The sequence below is a fragment of the Veillonellaceae bacterium genome (assembly GCA_012523975.1).
Classification (GTDB): domain Bacteria; phylum Bacillota; class Negativicutes; order JAAYSF01; family JAAYSF01; genus JAAYSF01.
Map to the genome: position 1 here is coordinate 1 of JAAYSF010000034.1, position 21,974 is coordinate 21,974.

Annotated in this window: 23 protein-coding genes; 15 read left to right on the forward strand and 8 right to left on the reverse strand. The window is 46.5% G+C overall.

Translation table 11 applies throughout. The annotated features are described in order from the left end of the window. Both GX348_04505 and GX348_04510 read right to left on the reverse strand, forming a co-directional pair. On the reverse strand, positions 1–401 hold a 401-nt coding region (locus GX348_04505; GenBank protein ID NLP41449.1), incomplete at its 3' end, for a DUF441 domain-containing protein. A gap of 136 nt (positions 402–537) precedes the next feature. Continuing rightward, the gene (locus tag GX348_04510) at positions 538–969 is read right to left on the reverse strand and encodes a hypothetical protein (GenBank protein ID NLP41450.1); all 432 of its coding nucleotides are present in this window, start codon (positions 967–969) and stop codon (positions 538–540) included. 195 nt (positions 970–1,164) lie between these two features. On the opposite strand from GX348_04510, the gene GX348_04515 reads away from it, so the two are divergent. Continuing rightward, positions 1,165–1,338: a hypothetical protein gene (locus GX348_04515; GenBank protein ID NLP41451.1), complete on the forward strand. Its 174-nt coding sequence runs from the start codon at positions 1,165–1,167 to the stop codon at positions 1,336–1,338. A gap of 54 nt (positions 1,339–1,392) precedes the next feature. Here GX348_04515 and GX348_04520 read toward each other — a convergent pair whose 3' ends face one another. Further along, the gene (locus GX348_04520; GenBank protein NLP41452.1) at positions 1,393–2,058 is read right to left on the reverse strand and encodes a nitrite reductase; all 666 of its coding nucleotides are present in this window, start codon (positions 2,056–2,058) and stop codon (positions 1,393–1,395) included. A gap of 211 nt (positions 2,059–2,269) precedes the next feature. Here GX348_04520 and GX348_04525 point away from each other — a divergent pair, with 211 nt between their 5' ends. From GX348_04525 to gnd, 6 genes are all read left to right on the forward strand, one after another. Continuing rightward, positions 2,270–4,060, forward strand: coding sequence for a chemotaxis protein (locus GX348_04525; GenBank protein NLP41453.1), 1,791 nt, complete (start codon positions 2,270–2,272; stop codon positions 4,058–4,060). 205 nt (positions 4,061–4,265) lie between these two features. Beyond that, on the forward strand, positions 4,266–5,597 hold the full coding sequence (locus tag GX348_04530; GenBank protein NLP41454.1) for a sugar ABC transporter substrate-binding protein: 1,332 nt from the start codon (positions 4,266–4,268) through the stop codon (positions 5,595–5,597). 149 nt (positions 5,598–5,746) lie between these two features. After that, a complete protein-coding gene (locus GX348_04535) occupies positions 5,747–6,550 on the forward strand; it encodes a sugar ABC transporter permease (protein ID NLP41455.1) in 804 nt (267 codons plus the stop codon). Positions 6,551–6,589: 39 nt separating this feature from the next. Further along, positions 6,590–7,405 (forward strand): carbohydrate ABC transporter permease, encoded by an 816-nt coding sequence (locus GX348_04540; GenBank protein NLP41456.1) that lies wholly within the window; start codon positions 6,590–6,592, stop codon positions 7,403–7,405. 25 nt (positions 7,406–7,430) lie between these two features. Next, entirely contained in the window at positions 7,431–8,516 is a 1,086-nt protein-coding gene (gene ugpC, locus GX348_04545) for a sn-glycerol-3-phosphate ABC transporter ATP-binding protein UgpC (GenBank protein NLP41457.1), read from the forward strand. Positions 8,517–8,583: 67 nt separating this feature from the next. After that, the gene (gene gnd / locus GX348_04550) at positions 8,584–9,990 is read left to right on the forward strand and encodes a decarboxylating NADP(+)-dependent phosphogluconate dehydrogenase (GenBank protein NLP41458.1); all 1,407 of its coding nucleotides are present in this window, start codon (positions 8,584–8,586) and stop codon (positions 9,988–9,990) included. A 9-nt stretch (positions 9,991–9,999) separates the two neighbouring features. On the opposite strand, the gene GX348_04555 is transcribed toward gnd, so the two are convergent. Together GX348_04555 and GX348_04560 are read right to left on the reverse strand one after the other, a co-directional pair. Next, positions 10,000–11,538, reverse strand: a complete 1,539-nt coding sequence (locus GX348_04555; GenBank protein ID NLP41459.1) for a gluconokinase — start codon at positions 11,536–11,538, stop codon at positions 10,000–10,002. A gap of 19 nt (positions 11,539–11,557) precedes the next feature. Beyond that, positions 11,558–12,829, reverse strand: a complete 1,272-nt coding sequence (locus tag GX348_04560) for a DUF2088 domain-containing protein (protein NLP41460.1) — start codon at positions 12,827–12,829, stop codon at positions 11,558–11,560. 249 nt (positions 12,830–13,078) lie between these two features. Between GX348_04560 and GX348_04565 the strand changes: the two genes are divergently transcribed. From GX348_04565 to GX348_04580, 4 genes are all read left to right on the forward strand, one after another. Beyond that, positions 13,079–13,942 (forward strand): MurR/RpiR family transcriptional regulator, encoded by an 864-nt coding sequence (locus tag GX348_04565; GenBank protein ID NLP41461.1) that lies wholly within the window; start codon positions 13,079–13,081, stop codon positions 13,940–13,942. A gap of 80 nt (positions 13,943–14,022) precedes the next feature. Beyond that, positions 14,023–15,930, forward strand: coding sequence for a sigma-54-dependent Fis family transcriptional regulator (locus GX348_04570; GenBank protein ID NLP41462.1), 1,908 nt, complete (start codon positions 14,023–14,025; stop codon positions 15,928–15,930). 14 nt (positions 15,931–15,944) lie between these two features. Continuing rightward, positions 15,945–16,589 (forward strand): tRNA (guanosine(46)-N7)-methyltransferase TrmB, encoded by a 645-nt coding sequence (gene trmB, locus GX348_04575; GenBank protein ID NLP41463.1) that lies wholly within the window; start codon positions 15,945–15,947, stop codon positions 16,587–16,589. An 80-nt stretch (positions 16,590–16,669) separates the two neighbouring features. After that, positions 16,670–17,869, forward strand: coding sequence for a DUF2935 domain-containing protein (locus GX348_04580; protein ID NLP41464.1), 1,200 nt, complete (start codon positions 16,670–16,672; stop codon positions 17,867–17,869). A 68-nt stretch (positions 17,870–17,937) separates the two neighbouring features. Here GX348_04580 and GX348_04585 read toward each other — a convergent pair whose 3' ends face one another. The 3 genes from GX348_04585 to GX348_04595 form a co-directional block, all read right to left on the reverse strand. Next, on the reverse strand, positions 17,938–18,237 hold the full coding sequence (locus GX348_04585) for an IS3 family transposase (protein NLP41465.1): 300 nt from the start codon (positions 18,235–18,237) through the stop codon (positions 17,938–17,940). A 188-nt stretch (positions 18,238–18,425) separates the two neighbouring features. Continuing rightward, a complete protein-coding gene (locus tag GX348_04590) occupies positions 18,426–18,683 on the reverse strand; it encodes a hypothetical protein (protein NLP41466.1) in 258 nt (85 codons plus the stop codon). An 81-nt stretch (positions 18,684–18,764) separates the two neighbouring features. After that, entirely contained in the window at positions 18,765–19,865 is a 1,101-nt protein-coding gene (locus GX348_04595; protein NLP41467.1) for a hypothetical protein, read from the reverse strand. A gap of 85 nt (positions 19,866–19,950) precedes the next feature. Between GX348_04595 and ftsW the strand changes: the two genes are divergently transcribed. From ftsW to GX348_04615, 4 genes are all read left to right on the forward strand, one after another. Continuing rightward, positions 19,951–21,126: a putative lipid II flippase FtsW gene (gene ftsW, locus GX348_04600; GenBank protein NLP41468.1), complete on the forward strand. Its 1,176-nt coding sequence runs from the start codon at positions 19,951–19,953 to the stop codon at positions 21,124–21,126. A gap of 94 nt (positions 21,127–21,220) precedes the next feature. Then, entirely contained in the window at positions 21,221–21,493 is a 273-nt protein-coding gene (locus tag GX348_04605; protein NLP41469.1) for a PspC domain-containing protein, read from the forward strand. Positions 21,494–21,636: 143 nt separating this feature from the next. Continuing rightward, positions 21,637–21,846, forward strand: a complete 210-nt coding sequence (locus GX348_04610) for a spore coat associated protein CotJA (protein ID NLP41470.1) — start codon at positions 21,637–21,639, stop codon at positions 21,844–21,846. Between the two features lie 21 nt (positions 21,847–21,867). Further along, positions 21,868–21,974: spore coat protein CotJB (locus GX348_04615; protein NLP41471.1), on the forward strand; the 107-nt coding region annotated here is incomplete at its 3' end.

Here is a 21,974-nt window from a genome sequence, read left to right on the forward strand (position 1 = left end):
AGCGGGCCGACTGCCAAGCCTTTGAAAAAGCAGACACCGAGAATTGTACCGGTAATCAAAGCTGTCACGACTTCGGGAGTTGCTTGCATAAAGGGAATGCCTCGACTGGCTACCCAAGCTACAAAGATACCGATAACAACTGCTGTAAGGCCAATTGGAGTTTTAAATGAATTAAAAATGTCGCCGATGGTGATATTGCCTTGCGCGATTGGGACTAGCACGGCTAATGTTAAAATGGTAATCCCGATACTAATGCCGTGGCTTTCGATGTAAGGAAACCAAGCTTCAAACCCAAGTAACTTTATGAGCAATAAGGCTAAAGCTGCAATTGATACTGATTGATTATTGCCGATGACTGATAGGACTATAATTACCAGCAAGGGCAGGTTATCGAGATTCATTTCATCACTCCTGGCAGATATGTTTGGAATTTAGGAATTTCGTCAGTTATATGTATAGCGTTTCACCAATTTCGCGAGAAATATTATAAATCCTCAAACTTAAACGCCTCTGCGATTGTATCGCAAAGGCGTTCTGTTATTTAGCCCGTTTCAGGGCTAAGATCTCAGTTTCATTATTTTCAGAGCGAGTACTCAATATATTTAGTAATTCAGTATGCTGATCTTGGACGGCATGCATCCTCGCTGCAGCAATTGAAAGGCTGTCTAGTTTAGCCTCAAGCCTGTCCAACTGACTAGTATTACGAACGACGTAATCTTCGTGCTGCTGCCAACCGTCAAACAAAACGTCTACTTTAGCGGTAAGATTATTTTCAAGCTTAAGCTGACTAGACTTTACTGCAGTGATATCTTTGTTAAGGCTGCTCTGTCCGGACCTGACAGCAGTTACCTCGGTTTCAAGTCGGTCTTGACCGGCCTTAATACCGGAAATATCATTTTCAAGGCTATGCAGCCGTTCGTTCATAGCTTCTAAGTGGTTTAAAATTTTGAAAATCATTTTCTCGCCCATATTCAAGGCTCCTTTATCCCAATTACCATCATTGTATCCTAAAATTAGACAAATTTAAAGTAGATTTTGAGAAATTTTAGTCTAAATGAACCGAAATACGCATATAATTGCTGTTTAGGCTATGGAAGGTAGTTAGTCATAAATTGATAGCTTGGGAATATAATATAGCATTAGTGGGGACAGGAGGCGGGAAAGGTGTCCGTAATTGGGAGGATTAAATGGAAGATTTGCCTAAAATGCGGGCGAAAGTTTCTCGCGGCGGCTCCAAAAACTGATCCTAATAGTTGGACTTCGGAATGTCCTAAATGCCGGACAGAGATGATGCGAAAGCTATTAGGGGATATTACCGCTAAAATGGCTGAAAAATAAATAAGTAGCTAAATAAAAGAGGAAACGGCCTATTAAAGCTGTTTCCTCTTACTGTTACTTACGATATTGCTCAGGGATTGTTCGGGCCTTAAACTCGTCCCAGCCAAGCCGGTCAATGGTTTGACCGAGGCGTTCTTTGGTTTTACCGTTCTCACGGAAATATTCGAGGATATTGTTTATAATGGGGGCAACTTCGTTGCCCGGAACGCGTTCGGCGACGACTTGGGCTATTTGAGCTTTACGGCCGGAATTGCCGCCTACCGCCATTACATAGCCCTTTGCTGTGCCGTAAAGACCGACATCTTTAACAAAAACCTCAGCGCAACAGTTTGGGCAAGCGCTTACGCCGATCCGGATTTTGGCAGGAGCATCCTGACCGAAGAATTCTTTATCAAGTCTTAACCCAAGCTCAGTACTATCCTGCTGAGCCATTGGACAGTGCGGTTTGCCGGGACACATATTAACCGGGCGCACCGATTTGGAAATAAAGGATTCGGGTTTTGCTCCGAGCTCAGCCAGCGCTTTTTCGCCGTCGGCAAGGTTAAGACCCATGATTGTGATACTGCTGCCGACTATTTTAAGAGTTCCGCCATATTTCTCGGCCGTTGCGGCTAATTGACGAAGCTGGTCTGGTGTGGCTAGACCGCCAGGAATGTGTGGAGTAACCGGGAATTTAACGCGTTTATTTAAAACGGGAATTTTGGCAAGTGGCAGATTCAACTAAATTCCTCCTTATGTAAACTTGATGTTTAAATTATACATTATTTTTTGTGGACATTCAGTGATTTAAATCACGGTAAAACTTCTCAAAACCCTATTAAAAAATTTTTGTTAAAAAATAATAATTATTAGCAAATTACAAAAGGAGTACGGCGAATGACCGCGAAATATATAATAAATTGTAAATTTACATTAATTGGAGTGACAGTAAATGAAAGGCACTGTTGTAGGAACTTGGGTGAGCACAGCTCATAAAATTTGGGGCGAGGATTTGGCGGTACGGGCCATGGAGCATGTGGGCTGGCCTAGCGATAAGATATTCTTGCCGACTGAAGAGATTGAAGATGCAAAACCGAAAAATTTTGCCGCCTTTCTGGCGCGTAAAACCGGGAAATCCGAAGATGAGATATGGCTGGCAATCGGTAAGGATAATATTGGCACTTTTTTTAACAGCTATCCAGCCTTTTTTAGGCAGGAGAGCCTGTATTCTTTCCTGCGGTCGATGTACGATGTCCATGTTGTAATGGTCAAGCGAATTCCGGGGGCAAATCCGCCTGAGCTATTGATTGAATCGGTATCGGAATATGAAGCAGTTTTAAGTTACCGCTCAAAACGAGGCATGTTTGGCTATTTGAAAGGCTTGCTAGCCGGTGCGGCTGAACATTTTAAGGAAGATATTGCAACTGAGGTCATCGAATCGGCTTCTGATGCAATGAAGATAAAAATTCGCTTTCCGAAACCAATAACCAGTACGATTACATATAGCTTGAATCAAGCGTTGGGTTTTACAAAAAGCCTGCCGGTTAAAATTGGCGTAGCGGCAGCGATAGTCGCGGCTATAATAAATGTGGCCTTCGTGCTCATGGGGGCAAATATTCCGTTATGGACGGCATTAGTTAGCGGCGTTGCGGCTGGACTGGGTGCAGGATTCTTGCTGCGGCCCTTTCAGGCAGTCCGCGATGAGCTAAAGGCAATTCAAGAGCGGGTGTATTTTACCGAAACAAAGCTTAAAACAGCCGATGAGTTTGAAGAAATTTTTGATACTCTTGCTCAATATAAAAAACGGGTAAAAAGCGAGTTTACCGGCTTTAAGGGCATTAGCGATGAAATGGACAGGTATGCGGACAATTTCAATAGCTTATCCGACCGGATGCGTGAAACATCGAATGAAATTTCCGGCGTAGTATACGATGTTGCAACAGCGGCCACTAATCAAGCGCAGGAGACTGAACATGCCGTTGGAATACTAAACGGCAACCTTGAAACATTGACAACAGTAGTGACTGAGCAGACCCATAACAAACAGCAGCTTGAGGCAGCGGTAGACGAAATCGATAAAGGCTTTGAAGAAGTCCAGGCTTCAAGCACCAAGCTGGCGGATAGCATGCAGAAGTTCTCCGATGTAAAATGTTCAGCTTCCGATCTTAAACAGCAGGCCGCTAAAATAACCGAGATTACCGGTATGGTTGCTGCCATCGCCGGCCAAACTAATTTACTTGCTTTAAATGCAGCTATTGAAGCGGCCAGGGCCGGTGAACAGGGACGCGGGTTTGCTGTGGTGGCCGAAGAAGTCCGCAAACTGGCTGAGCAGTCGCAGGAACATTCTACCTCAATTGCTAGTGACTTGCAGGTTCTAATGAATATTATCAGCGGTGTTGTTGACGCAATCCAGGAAGAATATGATGTGCTTGCTGCGGAAAGCCGTCAGTTGGCAGAAGTTGTGACAGGCAACACCAAGAATGTCGGTAATATCCGGAAAGTTGCCGATAATATTGTAGACATGATTGGAAAATTGGAACATGAAATGTCCGGCCTGAGCGAAGTATACGGCAAGATTGAGTCACTGGCCGCCATTTCAGAAGAAAATTCTGCGGCTACCGAAGAGGTCAGCGCCTCGGTATCGGTTTATAATGATAAACTGCAGGATATGATGGACAAGATCCGTGAATTCAAAAATGTTATTCAGCATTTCGGGGAAGACATTAATCAATATCGTACCTAATTTGTCGCTCGGGCCCAGTGCCCGGGCTTTATTTTTTAAACTTAGTAAAATTTTAAAAATTTTTTCCAGAACAGCAGGTATAATTATCCAATATAAAGAATAATCAAAAAATAACAACAACTTCCTGGGTACTCGATCGATTTTGCTAAAGGGAGGGGAGAAGTACCGTCATTCCAATTCTCTAAATACTATAAGGAGGAAAGTAATGAAAAGTTTGGTTAAGCGGGGACTGATGTTCGCCGGCGCGTTGGTATTAGCGGCGGCGGTCGCTGGCTGCGGCAGCAGCGGGCAAAAAGCGGCAGATGGGCAGAAGTTTGCCGGGCAGACTATCCGATTTGTAGCCTCTAACCATACCTACACAGATGCCATAAAGCCGCTTATTCCGGAGTTTGAGAAGAAAACCGGCATAAAGGTCAATATGGAGAGCTATTTCGAAGATCAGCTTACGCAAAAACTGACTGTTGAATTTACTTCCAAATCGTCAACAATTGACGTGTTTATGACGAGACCGCTCCAAGAGGGCCGGTTGTTTACTAAAAACAATTGGTACCAGCCGCTCAACACATATTTGAGCGATAGCCAGAAGACTCCTGCCGACTGGAAATGGAATGACTTCCAAAAGTCGGCTGTTGATGCGACAACGCTGAAGGGTAATGTCTATGCTGTGCCGATTGTCACTGAGTGGCAGACGTTATTTTATCGCAAAGATTTATTCGAACAGGCCGGACTGACTCCGCCCAAGACCTTAGAAGAACTTGAAGCTGCAGCTAAGAAACTTCATAATCCGTCGGCCGGCATGTATGGCATTGTCTCCCGTGGCCAGCGCGGGGCTGCTGTAACGCAGTTCTCCAGCTATTTATATGGTCATGGCGGCGATTTCCTAAAGGACGGCAAGTGTGTCTTAGATTCGCCGCAGGCTGTGCAGGCCATTCAATACTACGGACGAATTCTGCATGACTACGGCCCGCCGGGTGTAACGAATATGAGCTGGCCGCAGGCGCAGGCTTTGATGGCCAGTGGCAAAGTAGCAATGTGGACAGATGCCAGTACATTACTGCCAGGTTTGTTAGATCCACAGAAATCGAAAGTCGCAGATAAGGTTGGTTTAGCGATGTTCCCAGCCGGCCCAGCCGGACAGCATCCGTTCATGGTAGTGCCTTGGGCGGTAGCGGTTTCGAATCAGTCGAAGAATAAAGACGCTGCTTGGGAATTTGTTAAATGGATGTCCAGTGAAGAAGTTATGAAGAAAGCCCAGCTTGCCGGCAATACAACAACCCGCAATGCTATATGGAGCGCTCAGGCCGTGCTTGCCAAGCTGCATCCGGGCATGGCTGATATAGCAAAACAAACAGGTGGAATTGCGGTTCCGTATGACCGTCCGGTAATGACAGCCGTCGTTGAAGCGCGTGACGCCATCGGTGATGTCATTGTAAAATCGATTGAATCCGGCGGTAAAGCCGATATTGCTTCATTGGCCAAAGAGGCGACTGCCAAAGTTAATGAATTGTTGAGCAAGTCCGGAGAGCTTAGTCAGTAAATAAAAAGGGGTGCGGTCAATTTGGCCGCACCTTGCCCTTAATATGGGGATAATAGCAACTTTGTTAGGAGGGCAACGGATTGAATCGCTACATTGAGCGTAACATAAGCTGGCTCTTTCCGCTTCCGGCAGCAATATTTATTCTATCGATGATGGCTTTTCCAATTACCTATACTGTTTGGGTCAGCCTGACAGATTGGTCAATGGCGTCAAGCGGTTCTGTCAAGTTCATAGGCTTGCAAAACTATATTGACTTATTCAGCGATGACCGTTTCTATAATTCGGTCAAGCTGACAATATACTTTACTGTATTGGCTGTCGGTGTTGAAACGGTGCTAGGGGTAGCCATAGCCCTTATTCTTAATCGTGAATTTCAGGGGAAAGGCTTGGTCAAAGGGATTCTGCTGCTCCCAATGGTGGCAACACCGGTGGCGATTGGTCTGGCGTGGACCTTGTTCTATGAACCGACGATTGGGTTAGGAAATTACGCTCTGCAGCTGTTAGGAATGGCGCCGTCGAAATGGCTGGCTTCCAACACTGCGGTAATTCCTTCGCTGGCGTTGGTTGATATATGGGAATGGACGCCGATGGTAACGCTTATTGTGCTGGCTGGGCTAGCCTCGCTGCCCAACGAGCCGTATGAGGCAGCTTTGGTGGATGGCGCCAGCGAGTGGCAGATCTTTCGCTATATCACGCTGCCGCTGCTATTTCCGACTATAATGATTGCCGTTGTTTTGCGTGGCATTGACGCTTTTAAAACTTTTGACATTATCTATACAATGACGGCGGGCGGCCCGGGGTTTGCGTCCGAGACGCTGAATATTTACGCTTATAATTTAGCCTTCGGCTATTTCAAATTTGGCGCGGCTTCCTCGGCGCTGGTGGCGCTTCTGGCACTGGTGCTGGGCAGCAGCCTGATCGTGTTGTGGATACGGCGGTCATGGGAACAATAAAAGCCTTTAAGCGGAACTACCGACTGGAGCGTGAAGAATATGCGTGAAAAACGGCTGCACAAAGCTTTATGGTATGCAATGGTAGTCATTGTTGTAATTCCTTTTCTTTTCCCGTTGGCGTGGATAGTGCTGGCTTCGTTTAAAACCCAGGCCCAGATTGTGACCACACCACCGCTCTGGGTGTTTACGCCGACGCTTGAAAACTATAAAAGTGTTTTTGTGGATCAGCAATTTGGCCGGTTCTTGTGGAACAGCTCGGTAATTGCGGTTGGTTCGACGGTTTTGTCGCTGATTATCGGTTTGCCGGCTGCCTATACAATATCGCGTTATAAACAGCGGGTCTTAGGCGTATTTATTCTATTGGCCCGTTTAATGCCGGGAATATCATATCTTATCCCATGGTTTATTCTCTTTTCCAAAATTGGTATGGTGGATACCTACACTGCCCTTATTGCCAGTCATATGCTAGTGGGGCTGCCGTTCATCGTTTGGATCATGGTCAATTATTTTGACGGACTGCCGCGCGAACTGGAAGAGGCGGCACAGGTAGACGGCTGCACGCTGCAGGGCGCTTTTATGAAGGTAGTGCTGCCGTTATCAGGGCCGGGAATTTTAACGGCCACAACCCTTTCGTTTCTGTTTTCCTGGAACAACTTTATGTTCTCGCTGGTCCTAAGCTCAGAGCGGACTAAAACATTGCCAATTGCAATCTATAACTTTGTTTCGTATGCCGAGGTAAGCTGGGGCAGTGTTATGGCAGCAGCTGTTGTTATAATTCTGCCGGCCATAATCTTGACAATGATTTTCCAAAAGTACGTCATCAAAGGCCTGACAATGGGAGCAGTTAAAGGCTAGAAATTTGGTAAAGCGGGGTATTCAAATGGGAAAAGTAGTTTGTGAGCATGTTGTCAAAAAGTTTGGTCAGGTTACGGCGGTTGATGATTTTAATCTGGAAATTGAAGATAACGAGTTTATTGTTATTGTTGGACCTTCAGGCTGCGGCAAGTCGACTTCACTGCGCATGATTGCCGGGCTGGAGGAGCAGACTTCGGGAAATATTTATATTGGCGGGCAGCTAGTTAACGATAAACCACCGCGCGACCGCAATATCGCTATGGTCTTTCAGAACTACGCGCTGTATCCGCATATGAATGTCTATGATAATATGGCGTTTAGTCTAAAACTGCATGGTGTGGCCAAAGATGAAATTGATCGAAAGGTTAAAGAAGCGGCCGAGGTTTTAAATATCAGCGATTATCTTAGCCGTAAGCCAAAAGAATTATCAGGGGGCCAGCGGCAGCGGGTAGCGCTGGGGCGGGCGATTGTGCGCGAACCGGCAGTGTTCCTAATGGATGAGCCGCTGTCTAATCTGGATGCCAAGCTTAGAGTCCAAATGCGCACCGAGATATCAAAACTGCATGCCAGGCTGGGAGCTACCACCATCTATGTAACCCATGACCAGACCGAGGCCATGACAATGGCTGATCGGATAGTTGTCATGAAAGACGGAATAATTCAGCAAATTTCCGATCCGCAGACGCTGTACGACAAGCCGGTTAACCGGTTTGTAGCTAGTTTTATCGGCGCGCCGCCAATGAATTTTATTAATTGCCGCCTTGACAGAAATGCCGGGGGCGGAGAACTTACTGCCAACGGCATGAAAGTCGCAATTCCGACTGCTTGGGCTGATACAATCGGCCGTTGTGTTGCAAACGAGGTTGTCCTTGGAGTAAGGCCTGAGAATATTCATCCCGGCCAGCAAGATTCGTCTGATATAAGTGCTAGGGTTGAAGTAGTCGAGCCGCTTGGGTCTGAGACCCTGCTCCATCTAAAATTAGGTGAGCAAAATCTTATTGTTAAGGTAAATCCTGATTATAAACCGGCGCTTGGTCAAATAATTAAACTGACATTCGAAATGAATAAAGCCCATTTATTTTCTCATGATTCCGGGCTGACGATTATCTAGGAATCTTAAATTAGGCTGCAAGGTGTTTGTTAATTAAGTAAGTCGCAGATAAAGAGGGGGAAACTAATTGACACCGGATTATGATATTGGGTTAGTTGGTCTTGCTGTCATGGGAGAGAACTTAGTTCTTAATATGGCGGGCAAGGGATTTAATGTTGTTGTATATAACCGGACAGTCAGCAAAGTTGACTCATTTTTACAGGGAAAGGCGCAAGGATTGTCGATTGGCGGTGCCCATTCGATAGCAGAATTTGCGGCTATGCTCCAAAAGCCGCGCAAAGTTATGCTTATGGTTAAAGCCGGACCGCCGGTAGATGACATGATCAACGAGCTATTACCGTACTTAGAACGCGGCGATATTATTGTCGATGGCGGCAACTCTTTTTTTGCCGATACCCGCCGCCGTGCGGGCGAGCTTGCCGCTAGAGGGATTAGATTTGTTGGTATGGGCGTATCGGGCGGTGAAGAGGGGGCTCTCAAAGGTCCTAGCCTTATGCCGGGCGGTCACGAGGATGCTTATAATGAACTGGCCCCGATTTTCACTAGCATCGCAGCACAGGTAAGTGATAGACCCTGTTGTGCCTATGTGGGACCTGACGGAGCTGGTCACTATGTAAAAATGGTCCACAACGGTATTGAATACGGTGATATGCAGCTGATAAGCGAAGCCTATTATATAATGAAAGAAACGCTTGGTCTTAGCACCAGGAAAATGCATGATGTATTCAACGCCTGGAACAAGGGTGAATTAGATTCTTATCTTATTGAAATCACCAGTAATATCTTATTGAAATTAGATGATGAGACCGGCAAACCGTTAGTTGAAGTAATTTTGGATAAAGCGGGGCAAAAGGGGACCGGCAAGTGGACATCGCAAAGTGCGCTTGATTTAGGAGTGCCGACACCTACTATTACTGAGGCAGTATTTGCCCGCTGTATGTCAGCCTATAAGACTGAACGGGTAGCGGCGTCCAAGGTGCTGAGCGGACCGAAAGCAGAGTTTGCTGGAAACAAAACAGAATTTATTGCCGCTATCCATGATGCGCTGTATGCCTCCAAAATATGCTCTTACGCGCAAGGGTTCGCGCTGTTAAAAGCAGCCAGCGATGAATATAACTGGAATCTCAATTACGGTGATGTAGCGCTACTGTGGCAGGGGGGCTGCATTATCCGGGCGCGTTTTTTGGGGCGAATCCAGGAAGCCTTCCACCGCAATGCTAGACTGGCTAATCTGCTGTTAGACCCATTTTTCAGCTCGGTTATGGATAAAACTCAGGATAACTGGCGATTAGTAGTCAAAACCTGCAAGGAATTAGGTATCCCCACTCCGGCTTTTAGCGCCTCACTCGACTACTATGACAGCTACCGCCGCGCCGTACTGCCTGCCAATTTGATTCAGGCTCAGCGCGACTACTTTGGCGCCCATACTTATGAGCGAATTGACCGTGAAGGCTGGTTTCACTCGGAGTGGTAAGATTCCAATTTACCGCCACGTCCGCTGTATTTCGGCGATTTCATCAAACTCTTTTGCAAGATTGTAATAGATGCGTTCATAGATTTTGAATAAACGCTGATAACGGTCGTGGTTAGCTTGGTCAGGATAATAGCGTTCGCTGATATTGATAAACTTACCGACCTCTTTAATATCACTAATCAAACCAAGCGCATGCATACCGAGGACTGCTGCCCCGAACGCCGAGCCTTCCGGTTGACCGGGAACAGTTATCACGCGGCCAAAAACATCGGCCATTATTTGTACCCATAATTTTGACCGGGTGAAGCTGCCGCCGACCCGGATTTCATCCGATAGGCCGGATACTTCCTCAAGGGCGGCGAATACGCTGTACATGGAATAAATAATGCCTTCAAGCGTGGCGCGGATGATATGCCGTTTACCATGATTAAGATTGAGGCCGAACAATACGCCGCGGGCATTAGCGTTGTAGTAAGGAGCTCTTTCCCCTGAAAAAAGCGGCAGCATTACAAGGCCGTCGGAACCGGCCGGCTTTTGCTCGGCATAGCGGCTAAGGATTTCATAGGTATCGATGCTCAGGTTGTCCGCAACATATTGTTCGGTCGTCCCAAACTTGTCGCGGGCCCACCGAAAAGCGATACCGCCGTTGTTGATAGCGCCGCCGAGCACCCAGTAGTTTTCGGTCATATTGTAACACCAAGTACGGCCTTTTTCATCAATATGGGGCCGGTCGGTAACGACTCTGACAGCGCCGCTTGTACCAATCATTGCTGTAACCTGACCGGGATTTACTGCACCTGCACCGATAGTTGAGAGGATTCCGTCACTAGCGCCGATAATAATGGAGGTCTCTGGCGGAACTCCGAGCAGTGATGCTATTTCCGGGGAAATATTCGGAACTATGTAGGTGTTCGGGACAACTTCGGACAGCATAGCTTCAGTTATTCCAACAATTTTTAAAAGATCCTGATCCCAGGCCAAGGTGTGTAAGTTATACAAGGCCGTTGCAGTAGCGATTGATTTATCGACAAGGTAGCGGCCGCATAATTTATGGAAGATATATTCTTTAATGCCGATAAACTTAGCCGTATATTTAAAAATGTTAGGGCGCTCATGCCTAAACCATAAGATTTTTGACAAAGGATACATGGGATGCAGCGGACAGCCTGTCTTACGGTAAAATCCTGTGACATCATGCTCTGCTTGTAGCTTTTCGGTATACTTTTGGCCACGGGAATCAGCCCAGGTAAGCATGCGGTGAAGCGGCTCGCCGGCGCTGTTTACTGGAATCAGGCTATGCATAACCGAGCTGAAACATATACCTGCAAGTTGGTTAGGCTCGAGGGCCGTCTCTTTCATGGCGCTGCTGACAACCTTAATAAAGGCCAAATAGATATCGTCTGCATCTTGCTCGGCCCAGGCGGCTAGGGGAGTGTATAATGGATAATCTTCTGAATGATTAGCCAGGATGGTACCATCTTGGCGGTAAATTACCGCCCGGCAGCCTGTTGTCCCGATGTCTACGCCCATTATAGCTTTCTGAACCATTGTGTGACCCCCTCAGAGTTTAGTTTGTTAACTCGCCGTATTCATCAAATGTCATCTCACCCGGCTGGCTTAGAATTGTGATATTAGGGTGATTTATTACTTCTGCTACCATGGCCTCTGAAATCAGAATTTCACCAAGATGAAGCGTATCCTTAATTCGGACAAGCCGGACGCAGCTCAGGTCGCGAGCATTGCAGGTTTTTATCGCTGCCAGGATGGCATCGCGGTCGCAGTCGAGTACGGTCGGCATGTGAGTCGGGCCGACAACGGTTGAGGTTAAGCCGTTGGCATAAGTAGCCTTAAAATTAGTTTTGTTTATAAGTTTGCGGGTAGTAAAATCGGCTGTTCCCATACCGTTAGCATTGCCGTGGCTCCGTTCGCTGAGGTCCAGAACAACCATTTTGCTGATATCAGGGCCGCCCGAGGCATAAGGAGTGGGATAGCGTCCGGTTATATTGGGATCCATCCCGTCGCCTGAGATGTCTTTGCCGATTTGATCGACAACCAACACGTCAATCTGATCGAAATACAAGCGCGGCATGTTTGCTTTAGCCTCGCGCAGCAGTTTCATATCAGTTTCAATCATTTGGGCGGCCGGCACCGCGGAAATTTTAGCAACCTGGTCATAGGCGCTTTCGACTATGCCAACGCCGAACAAAATCGGGGCTTTGGCTAAAGAAATCTTGGCCATGGCGATAAGGTTTTCAGCCATATACTTAAAGCTATAGGCATGGCAGGTTTCGGCGCCTTTTTGCTTCCCGAGGCCGATGGTAATCATCTTGACCAAACCGCTTTCACATTGACCGCGAAATGCGGTATGAGGTTTAATGCGGTTGATTACAACGATGCCGTCAGCCATAAAGGCGTTTTTATCGATATATACCGGCAGGCCATTATCTAAGCGGTCAAGTTCAACGACTTTCATTGAAGAAATAATCGGACACCCGGCGCTTTGTTCAGTTATGCCGAGATTGGCCAGGACTTCTCGCTGGCCGGTAGGAGTTGCGCCGCCATGGCTGCCCATTGCCGGAACGATAAATGGCTGGCCGCCGTGTTTTTTAATTTCCTCAACAGTTAATGCGGTCAGAGTGGCGATTTCGGCTATGCCGCGGCTGCCAAGAGCGACGGCAATATTCATTCCCGGCTTAATCGTATCAATAATACCCGGCCTAGACAGCTCCTTGCGCAGTGTTGACTCAATATTGGCCAGCTTAGGGGCGGGGAAGGACTGACGAATCTTGACCATGCGCGGCAGAGGAATACCGCTTAACAGCTCTTTAATAATATCCATTGAGCTCTCCCTTGTTGAAGGAATTTTCCGATTAGTGTGTCTTATATAAAAATTATACTCGAAATTGCGGCTAATAAAAAGACCTTACCAGGCTGGCTGATAAGGTCTTTGGCTATATCAGAGTATTTTGCTAGTACTCGCGGTATATTAATTGTAGAAGAAAAATATGTAAGTATTGCTTACTGTTAACGGCCTTGATAGAATTATATAAAAAGTGTAAACGTTGGATATATGTGAGGTATGTTTTCCATGGAGGAAATTGAGAGGAATGTTGGCGGATGTCTCCCGCGCTTACGCGGAATCGGCAATATATTGACCAAAGCTGAAGAAAAAGTCGCCGAATACATATTAGCTAATCCGTCCGAAGTTATTCACATGTCTATTACCGAATTGGCTGAAGTAGCCGGCAGTGCCGAGGCCACTGTCTTTCGTATGTGTCAGAAGGCTGGCTATAAAGGCTATCAAAGCTTTAAAATCGCCTTGGCCGGCGATTTATATACACCTATGCAATCGGTCCACGAAGAGGTCGACCCGGATGATCCCTTGACTGTTATTGCCGGTAAGCTGTTCCATAGCATTAATGAAACACTTCAGGACACCCTTAAAATAATTGATGAAACTCAATTTGAAAAGGCAGTTGAGGCAATAGCCGCGGCGCGGCGCATTGATGCCTATGGCTCGGGCGGCTCAGCAGTGATAGCAGCTGATTTCGAACATCGCTTTATGCGGTTCGGTATTCCGGTAAGGGCTTATGCCGATCCTCACATGCAGATAACGTCGGCCGCCCTTTTGGGTGCAGGCGATGTTGTTATCGCCATATCTCACACCGGAGCTAACCGGGACCTGCTAGACTCGGTACGGATGGCTAAAGAAAGCGGCGCGACGATAATAGTTATTACCAGCTATACTAAGTCGCCGCTAAGCAAGTTGGCTGATGTAACGTTATGCGGCGCAGCCAAGGAGACTCAATACCGCTCGGAGGCTATGGCCTCCCGTTTAGCTCATCTGGCTATCGGTGACGTCCTGTATGTTGGCGTAATGCTTCGGCATCAGGAACAGATAGTTAATAACATGCACAAGATCCGTCAAGCTATCGCTATTCGTCGGCTATAATGATCTATTAAAAGCTGCGCGAGCTGACGGTTTAATAGCTACAAGAATAATAAATAAGATTACTAAAAACGGAGGTTATTATGATTCGTGAGCGGCGTAGTCGGGAAAAGCTTGAGATTTATTACCGAAAGTTTGTCGAGGAGGGGGTTCTAGACCCGAACACCCATCCCTGGGTAGCTGAATCATGGAAGAGGAGCAAGGCGCGCGGCATCCCGCACGACAGCTTGCCACCGCTTGTAAGGCTTAGTAAACAGGAGTTAGCAGAGCGTCGCAAAATCCATCATGCGGCCATTGAATACCTCGACGGGTTATATAAGGAGATTAGTGAGTATTTTAATGCCTATAATCTTAGCTTATTTATTTTAGATAATGAGTGTTATACTCTAAAAAGCTATGCCATGCCGTTTTTTCAGAAAACGCCGGGCGAGGTTGAAGGGGCACGGCTGTCAGAGCGGGACATCGGAGCATCGAGTATTAGTGTAGCCTATGAGCATAAGGCACCATTTCTTATGTTTGGCCCTGAAATGTGGCTGCGCGAATGCCAGGATGGCGATGCATGTTCAGCCCCGATAATGGTGGACGGAGAAGTTAAGTATATATTGACGCTCGTGTCAGTTGAGCAGGAGGCACTTCCCTATAACGCCATCGTTTCTTTACTTCTGAGTATGAAGTATTCGCTCGAGAGTAGTTTAACCATGCAGTGGCATTTAAAGGCGCTTGACACTATTTTGGATGCTGCTCCCTTTGCCGTCTATCACATTGTGCCTGGCGGCAATGTAGTATATACTAATAAACTGGGCCGCAGCCGATTAGCGAGAATTAGTCCGCAAGGCCAAGAAGAAAGCCTGCCCAACTTAAACAGTCTTGTCCTCAATTACCGTCATACACCGCTTTTCAAGGGTTTCAAGGGAATACCTTCATATAATAAAGAGGTAACGTGGATTACTGCGAATAAGACTTACGAAGATATTACTACCGTTGTGCCGCTGGAGCGGGATCAAGATAATATTATAAACAGCGTTGTTGCAGTTACCATGCCAATTGAAGATCTAAGGACGCTGGTTGCCCATGCTGTCGGCTATAAGGCCCGCTATAACTTAAATAGTATGGTTGGGCAAGTTCCGGTGTTTATAAACATGCAGGAAAAAGCTGGCCGCGTAGCGCGCGGCAGCAATAATGTGCTGCTGCAAGGCGAACCAGGCACCGGCAAAGAACGCCTGGCTCATGGTATTCATCAAGCCAGCAGCCGGGCAGCGGGACCGCTTATTTCGGTAATGTGCGGCGCTCTTACTCCCGAATTAATTGAACATGAACTTTTCGGAGTTGCTGAGAACGAAGAAAGCCGGCCCGGTAAACTTGAACTGGCTAATGGCGGCACGCTGTTCTTGGATGAAATCGAAAAAATTCCGCCCAAGGTGGCCGATAAATTGACTGAAGTCCTAACGGGCGGTTTGAGCTCACGGGTTGGAGAAGATATTAGAAGAAACATTGACGTTCGTATTATTGCGGCTTGTGATAGTGATCTCAAGCGTTTGACTGACAAAGGCGTATTTAACAGCGAGCTATATGAAACTTTGTCGAAGAGTGTTATCCGCATTCCGCCGCTGCGGCAACGGCGTGAGGATATTCCGCTCTTAGCCAGTCATATTATTGACGAAGTTGCCGAGCAGCATCACCTTAAAAGTAAAAAAGTTGCGCCTGAAGCCGCTGAGATGCTGATGAACTACGATTGGCCGGGTAATATTAAACAGCTGCAGGGCGTTGTCGAGCACGCCTTTTTTAACACAATAGGCGATACTATTAAAGTAACTAGTATCAGCTTGATAGCCGACGCTCCGGTCGGGAACGCCTGGAAAGAGGATAAAGATGTATTCGTCAAGGCATGGCAGGCAGCCGGCGGTAATGTCAGCCGCTTAGCCAATATGCTTGATGTCAGTCGGGTAACTTTATACCGTTATTTAAAGAAATATGGTCTGTCAAAAGAGTAAGCGGAGGGATTTAAGTGCGTTTGCGGAAAAAACCGTGGATTGCCGAGGCAATTAACCAGTATAACGACTTTGTATACCAAGATATTGATAGCAGCGTTCAGGGCAGATGGCAGGAGGTTTTTAGCCGCAGCGCGCCGCTTCATGTTGAGCTTGGCACCGGCAAGGGCCGGTTTATCACTGAGACGGCGGCGCTCAATCCTGATATTAATTATATCGGCATCGAGGCCCAGCTTGATGTTCTTTTCTATGCTGCGCAGAAAGCGGCGGCTAAAGAACTAAAGAACATTAGGCTTTTAGTATTTGATATAAACAACATCCTCGATATTTTTGCTGACAATGAAATTGATCAGCTCTATATTAACTTCTGCGACCCTTGGCCTAAGGCGCGGCACGCCAAACGCCGCTTGACGCATATCAATTTCCTGAATAAATACCGCCAGATTATAAAAAGCGGCGGACGGCTTTTCTTCAAGACTGATAATAAAGCCTTGTTTGAGTTCTCACTCGAGCAATTTGCTGAAAATGGTCTAATCGTCGAGAATGTGACCTTCGATCTGCATAATAGTGAATTTGCCGAGAAGAACATTATGACAGAATATGAACAAAAATTTAGTGGGCTTGGGATGAAAATTCATCGCTGTGAAGTGGTTTTTCCGTAAACTTATAGCATAAAATCAAGACGCGGCATATATTGTAATAGAGTAAACGAATTATTTTTGCAAGATGGGAGAGTGTTACAATGTCGCGTCAGCCTATTGCTTATACAGTTCCTCAACCATTGGAACCTCTTAATATTGAGGAGGTTAGGTTTTGGCTTGATATTATGCAGGAACATGCTGTTTTAATTAGGCTCGGACTGCCCTGTGATCGTACTGACCTTTTAAATGAGGCCCAAAGCTTTATTCGGGAATTTGATACTTTGGGTAACCGGGCCGAACGGGTTCAAAGTGAAAAGAAATTCAACGAACTTGTGAGCGATGCCCGCGATGCCGTCTGTGAACTGCATCGCTTCAAACGGCATCTGCTGCGTTTAAAACTGACCTGTAAACTGGCCGGTTGGCTTTTCCCCACGCTGCTGGACCATATGGCCCGCGAGGCTGAGTACGTAATGCGCCTTTTTGATAAGATGTGCGAGGGACGACCGGCGCTTAAGGCAGCCGCAAAGACCAAAGAAAATGCATTTTGGGTACGAATCATGGGCGACCATGCTAAGATTATGAGTCACCTCTTAGATCCCTCTGAGCGGTCCTTGGTTGCAACAGCTAACGAATTCGGCCAGGATTTCGACGACTTGCTGTTGCAGAGCCAGGATTTTGCCAGCATGCTTTACTATAACGATAATGAAGCGCCGGCTTTTAGACGTTTCTTACAAGACGTAGGCACTTCGACCCGCCAGCTTCGGGACTTCAAACGGGCAACACAGGAGATGATTGCTCAGTGCAGATTGTTAGGGCTTATTCCCGAACTTTTAGCCGACCATGTCCGCCGCGAAGCCGAGCATTTTTTAATGATACTTAGTATGATGGAGAAAGGCATAATAGCCAATATTACGTCTATCGAGCCGGAATGCGAGGCAGTCGCGGCAATTGAAGATATTGATGAAGATGAGTGCCCTGATGATGACATAGACGATGATTGTCATTATGATTGTGACAATGACCGGGACGAAGACGATGATGACGAAGATTTCTGCCCAGAACATACTGCTAAATTTGAGATGTACAAATCGCCGTCAGAAGAAATAGATACCATGGAGTGCGAGACAGATGAAGATGATGAAGATAAAGAAGATGATGACCTAGAAGTTGACTGTCCGATCTGTCCGCCGCCATCTCCCCCGCCTTGTCCTCCGCCCGTGGTCGAGCCGGTGCAGCAGAAACCATCGCCAACAAAGTACAAATGGGGCGGTAAATGGCCGCGTCCGCTCGGGAAATCCTAATATAACGTAAAAATCCCCTGTGGTGCACTGCATCCCGTCAAGTAGACAGCCAATAAAAATAAAAAAGTTTAGGCAGCCTTGTTCCGAAATTCTATCGGACTGAGGCTGTTTAATTTTGACTGTAGCCTTTCATAATTGTAAAAGTAAATGTAGTCATCAATACACTTGCCGACGCGAGACATGCTTTGAGTTAAACCATGGTCTTCTAAACGTTTTTTAAAGGCTAGAGATGTATATTGAAATCCTCGATAACTATGTAGCATAGGGGTACTCCCTGGCGCAGCACTTAAAAGCGAATGCCCACCCTGTTCAAGTTCTTGTAATATATATAGTTTCTTTTCTGGACTAAACAGACTCTTTCTAGACATGAAAAATGCTCCCCTTTCATTCAGATAACAGGTTTTATTATTTTACCTGTCTACTAAAGGGGAGCATATCATATCAGGGGATTTTTTTGGTCTATTGGAATCTGCAAATATAAGTTCTGGCGATATAGCGCAACCAACGGCTGGCGCTTTCGCTAAAGCTCGGTGCAAGCCGGGTTTTCTAATTGGAGCTACTCAACCTCATACAAAAGTTGTACGCCGCCGCCTAGTGATGCGCCAGGTGTCAAGTTATGTTTGTTAAGGTATTCTTGAACAGCGACAATTGGTTTAAAAACTCCGCCGGTATAGCTGGAAGGCTGTTTTGATAGTGATGCTGACCATGCCGGCGTTGCTTGTGGCTGATCGTTAACTGCAGCTTTTTGAAAGGTGAGTGGGGAACCTGCTGTTAAAATTACAGCTGCAAGTAGACAGGCAGACAGTGGTTTCATGCTTATGCTTTCTTTCCTGGTACTGTTTACATAATATGATTATATAACTGTAAATTTAGCGAAGCAATAATCTAAAAGTCCTTAATTAGCGGTTGGAAGGACAGCGATAGGGGTTAAAATTTCGTGACTATTTTCGGTAAATGATAGCAGGCGTCCGTTGACAAGATCAATGAGGGATAAGTCCCTGAACATGTTGCTGGACGCTACCGCAAACCGGCTGTCAGGCAAAATAGTCAAGGCTGAAATCGAGCGGCCGATACTGAAATGATCAACAATAACCGAGTTTATAACGTCGACAATGGTAACTGAGCCGCTGTCCTCATTGACAAGATAGGCAGTCTGCCCATCAGGAGCGACGGCCGCCTGGCAAGGATACGCCCCATTACTTTGAACACAGGCCGGACATTGAATAGTTATAACAGAAGGCGGGGCGTTTTTTTGCAGACGAAAAATAATCAGTCCTTCACCGCATGTACCATTTGAAGTAAACGGGATCATAACCGCGCCATGTTGATCGTAAATTATATTGGTTGGAATTCCTTCGACCTGATGCTCGCCGGTCAATTGGCCGCTGCGGTTAAAAGTAGCAACGACCCCTCCGGTGTCAATCTCCCAAGCGCTGTATACATTATCGGAATCGGCGGCAAGACCGACGCAGGTGCATGATTCATTGCCCGCTTGGCCGCAAACTGTCAATTCCAAGGTGGAAGTATTAAGAATATGTAGTACGCCGTCCGGTGCGGTGAAATAAATGGTTACATTATCGGGAGCCAAAGCAAACTGCAGAGGATGAGGAATTTGGACAGGCAGTCTGTAAAATGAATTCGTTCTTAGATTAGCCGCAAATAATGCACCGCTGCCGGTTCGATGAACTGCCGGTACATAGGCTTTGTTCAGGTCGCTGGTTATGGCAAGTCCGGTTGGAGTATACTCAGCCGGATAAGCCATCTTGGCTAAGGCATCTCCTTTAAGACCATCTACCAGAAGCAGACTATGGCTGGATGCGTCGAGGACCAACAGGTTAAATGGCGCCATTTCCACGCAAATCACCTCTTTATCATAGGCTGACGGGTAAACCGGCCCGCCAACAATTTTCCGCTCTTTATTATATTCAGCACCAGTGATTTGGTCATTGGTATGGCATAGTTTTTTTAAAAAAAAAGTAATATAACGCGAAGCCAATGACAGGCTTGGCGTAAAATTGTTTTTCTAATATAATTAAGAGGATAATGATCTGTATTTAAGGCAGACGTTTGGGGGCTGTTAGATGGACAAGGCTACTAAATTATGGAATAATGATACCGAAGCGGTTTTCTATATTACTTTAATACTATTTATAATTGGCACAGTAAATGTCTTTAGCGCTAGTTTTGTACTAGCCGGACAGCTTCTGCATGATAGTTATTTTTTTCTCAAACGTCATCTGCTGTTCTTCGTGCTTGGATTTGGCGCAATGTTAGTAATCGCCCGTACTAATTATAATGTTTTTAAGAAATTTATCATGCCGATTGGCCTAGCCACTATCGGTTTGCTGCTTGCTGTACATTTTGTCGGCGTCGAGGCTAATGGAGCGAGGCGCTGGCTTAATCTTCCGGGCGTCAAATTTCAGCCTTCCGAGTTAGCTAAATTAGCTGTTATTTTCATTACCGCCAGTTATTTGGGGCCGCGGCTTGACCGCAGGAGGAAAATAGATCTTTTTAGCGGACCTTTTTATTTTAGCTTGATAGCCTTTGGTTTTGTTCTCAAGCAGCCTGATATGGGTACTGCCCTGATAATTATCGGGTTATGTCTGCTGCTATACCTTATTGCCGGATTACCGCGCACGCAGATAGTCTTGCTTGCGTGTGTAGGATTAGCGTCAGCAGTAGCTCTGTCGTTTGCGGCTTCGTATCGGGCTGATCGTATCTATGCATGGCTAAATCCATGGGCGTATCAGGATTCAATTGGCTATCAGACAGTCCAAGCGCTATTGGCAATCGGATCCGGTGGGTTCTTGGGGAGTGGCCTGGGGATGGGGACGAGTAAGTTTTACTATCTTCCCGAGGCTCACACTGACTTTGCATTTGCTGTTCTGTGCCAGGAGATGGGATTTGTCGGCGCTGGCGTTGTGCTGACTTTGCTACTCTTGCTGGGGATTTACGGAGCTAGGATTGCTGCTCAGGCTGCAGACGGGTTCGGCAGGCTGCTGGCGCTAGGCGTTACCGGACTCATTGTCGGACAGGGCATAATCAATATTGCCATGGTATCGGGTTTGCTGCCGGTAGTTGGTGTGCCGCTGCCTTTTATCAGCTTTGGCGGGACATCGCTGGTAGTCAACTTTTGCGCCATTGGTCTGTTAATCAGTGTGAGTCGACGTGCTAAAGCAAAAGTGCATAAAGAGGACGGACAAGCTCCCCCGCCGGTCAAGCGAAGACTGCGGTTGGTAACGCCGTCAAGTAAATAACGCCAAAAAGGTCAGCAGATTGCTGGCCTTTTGGTTTAAATTGCTCGCTCTCCGGCAATAATGGTAGTAAAAAGGTTTGGGGAGAGGCGGTAGTATGCTGGGACTTATTCGCATGGGCGCATATTTGCTGAGCGGGTTTACTATATGGCAGTTTGTTCATGATGGGAACGGAGCTGCAGTTATGCCATTTACCAAGCATTTAGCCTTGGACCCTTCGCATGGCATGATATTTGGCGTTTGCGCCGGGGTTAGCAATTATACGGGATATGATGTTACATTGATTCGTCTATTATGGGCGGCAGCTAGTTTTTATCGCGGGTTTGGCATAGGACTATATATTTTGGCTTTTATCATAATGCCGCAATAATGCGCAGTTGATGATAATCCGATTTCTGGAAACAACAGGAATCGGTTTTTTTTTATTACTCCTGTAGCACCAGGGAGAGCCTTGACATAAGATATAGTAGATTTAAGAGAGGAGGCCGACTTGTGAAAAAGAAGACTTATCCAATGTGGCAGAATGATGAAGATATGGATTATATGGATTCCGGCGAAATGGCTATGGGCCAATCTATGGCCAGTGAAACCTGCATGCCCATGATGCTGGCGCATGCCTATGTACCGTGGCAATTTTATGACAACGCCTTCTGCCCGCAAGAGGCGCTAGTTAAAGGCACACTATTCCCTGAACTTTGGGGCGTATATCCAATACCGGATTAATAGCACGGAGGTGATAAAAAGATGAGTTGTGAAAAACAGATAGCTATGCTTAGAAGACTTCAGGAAATGGAGTTTGTAGCAGTTGAACTAAATCTATATCTTGATACCCATCCATGCGATACAGAGGC

Coding starts and splice junctions, on each gene's coding strand:
- GX348_04510 (NLP41450.1), bottom strand. CDS start 969: ATGGGCGAGAAAATGATTTTCAAAATTTTAAACCACTTAGAAGCTATG.
- GX348_04525 (NLP41453.1), top strand. CDS start 2,270: ATGAAAGGCACTGTTGTAGGAACTTGGGTGAGCACAGCTCATAAAATT.
- GX348_04530 (NLP41454.1), top strand. CDS start 4,266: ATGAAAAGTTTGGTTAAGCGGGGACTGATGTTCGCCGGCGCGTTGGTA.
- GX348_04535 (NLP41455.1), top strand. CDS start 5,747: ATGATGGCTTTTCCAATTACCTATACTGTTTGGGTCAGCCTGACAGAT.
- GX348_04540 (NLP41456.1), top strand. CDS start 6,590: ATGCGTGAAAAACGGCTGCACAAAGCTTTATGGTATGCAATGGTAGTC.
- ugpC (NLP41457.1), top strand. CDS start 7,431: ATGGGAAAAGTAGTTTGTGAGCATGTTGTCAAAAAGTTTGGTCAGGTT.
- GX348_04555 (NLP41459.1), bottom strand. CDS start 11,538: ATGGTTCAGAAAGCTATAATGGGCGTAGACATCGGGACAACAGGCTGC.
- GX348_04560 (NLP41460.1), bottom strand. CDS start 12,829: ATGGATATTATTAAAGAGCTGTTAAGCGGTATTCCTCTGCCGCGCATG.
- GX348_04565 (NLP41461.1), top strand. CDS start 13,079: ATGGAGGAAATTGAGAGGAATGTTGGCGGATGTCTCCCGCGCTTACGC.
- GX348_04570 (NLP41462.1), top strand. CDS start 14,023: ATGATTCGTGAGCGGCGTAGTCGGGAAAAGCTTGAGATTTATTACCGA.
- GX348_04580 (NLP41464.1), top strand. CDS start 16,670: ATGTCGCGTCAGCCTATTGCTTATACAGTTCCTCAACCATTGGAACCT.
- GX348_04585 (NLP41465.1), bottom strand. CDS start 18,237: ATGTCTAGAAAGAGTCTGTTTAGTCCAGAAAAGAAACTATATATATTA.
- GX348_04590 (NLP41466.1), bottom strand. CDS start 18,683: ATGAAACCACTGTCTGCCTGTCTACTTGCAGCTGTAATTTTAACAGCA.
- ftsW (NLP41468.1), top strand. CDS start 19,951: ATGGACAAGGCTACTAAATTATGGAATAATGATACCGAAGCGGTTTTC.
- GX348_04605 (NLP41469.1), top strand. CDS start 21,221: ATGCTGGGACTTATTCGCATGGGCGCATATTTGCTGAGCGGGTTTACT.
- GX348_04610 (NLP41470.1), top strand. CDS start 21,637: ATGTGGCAGAATGATGAAGATATGGATTATATGGATTCCGGCGAAATG.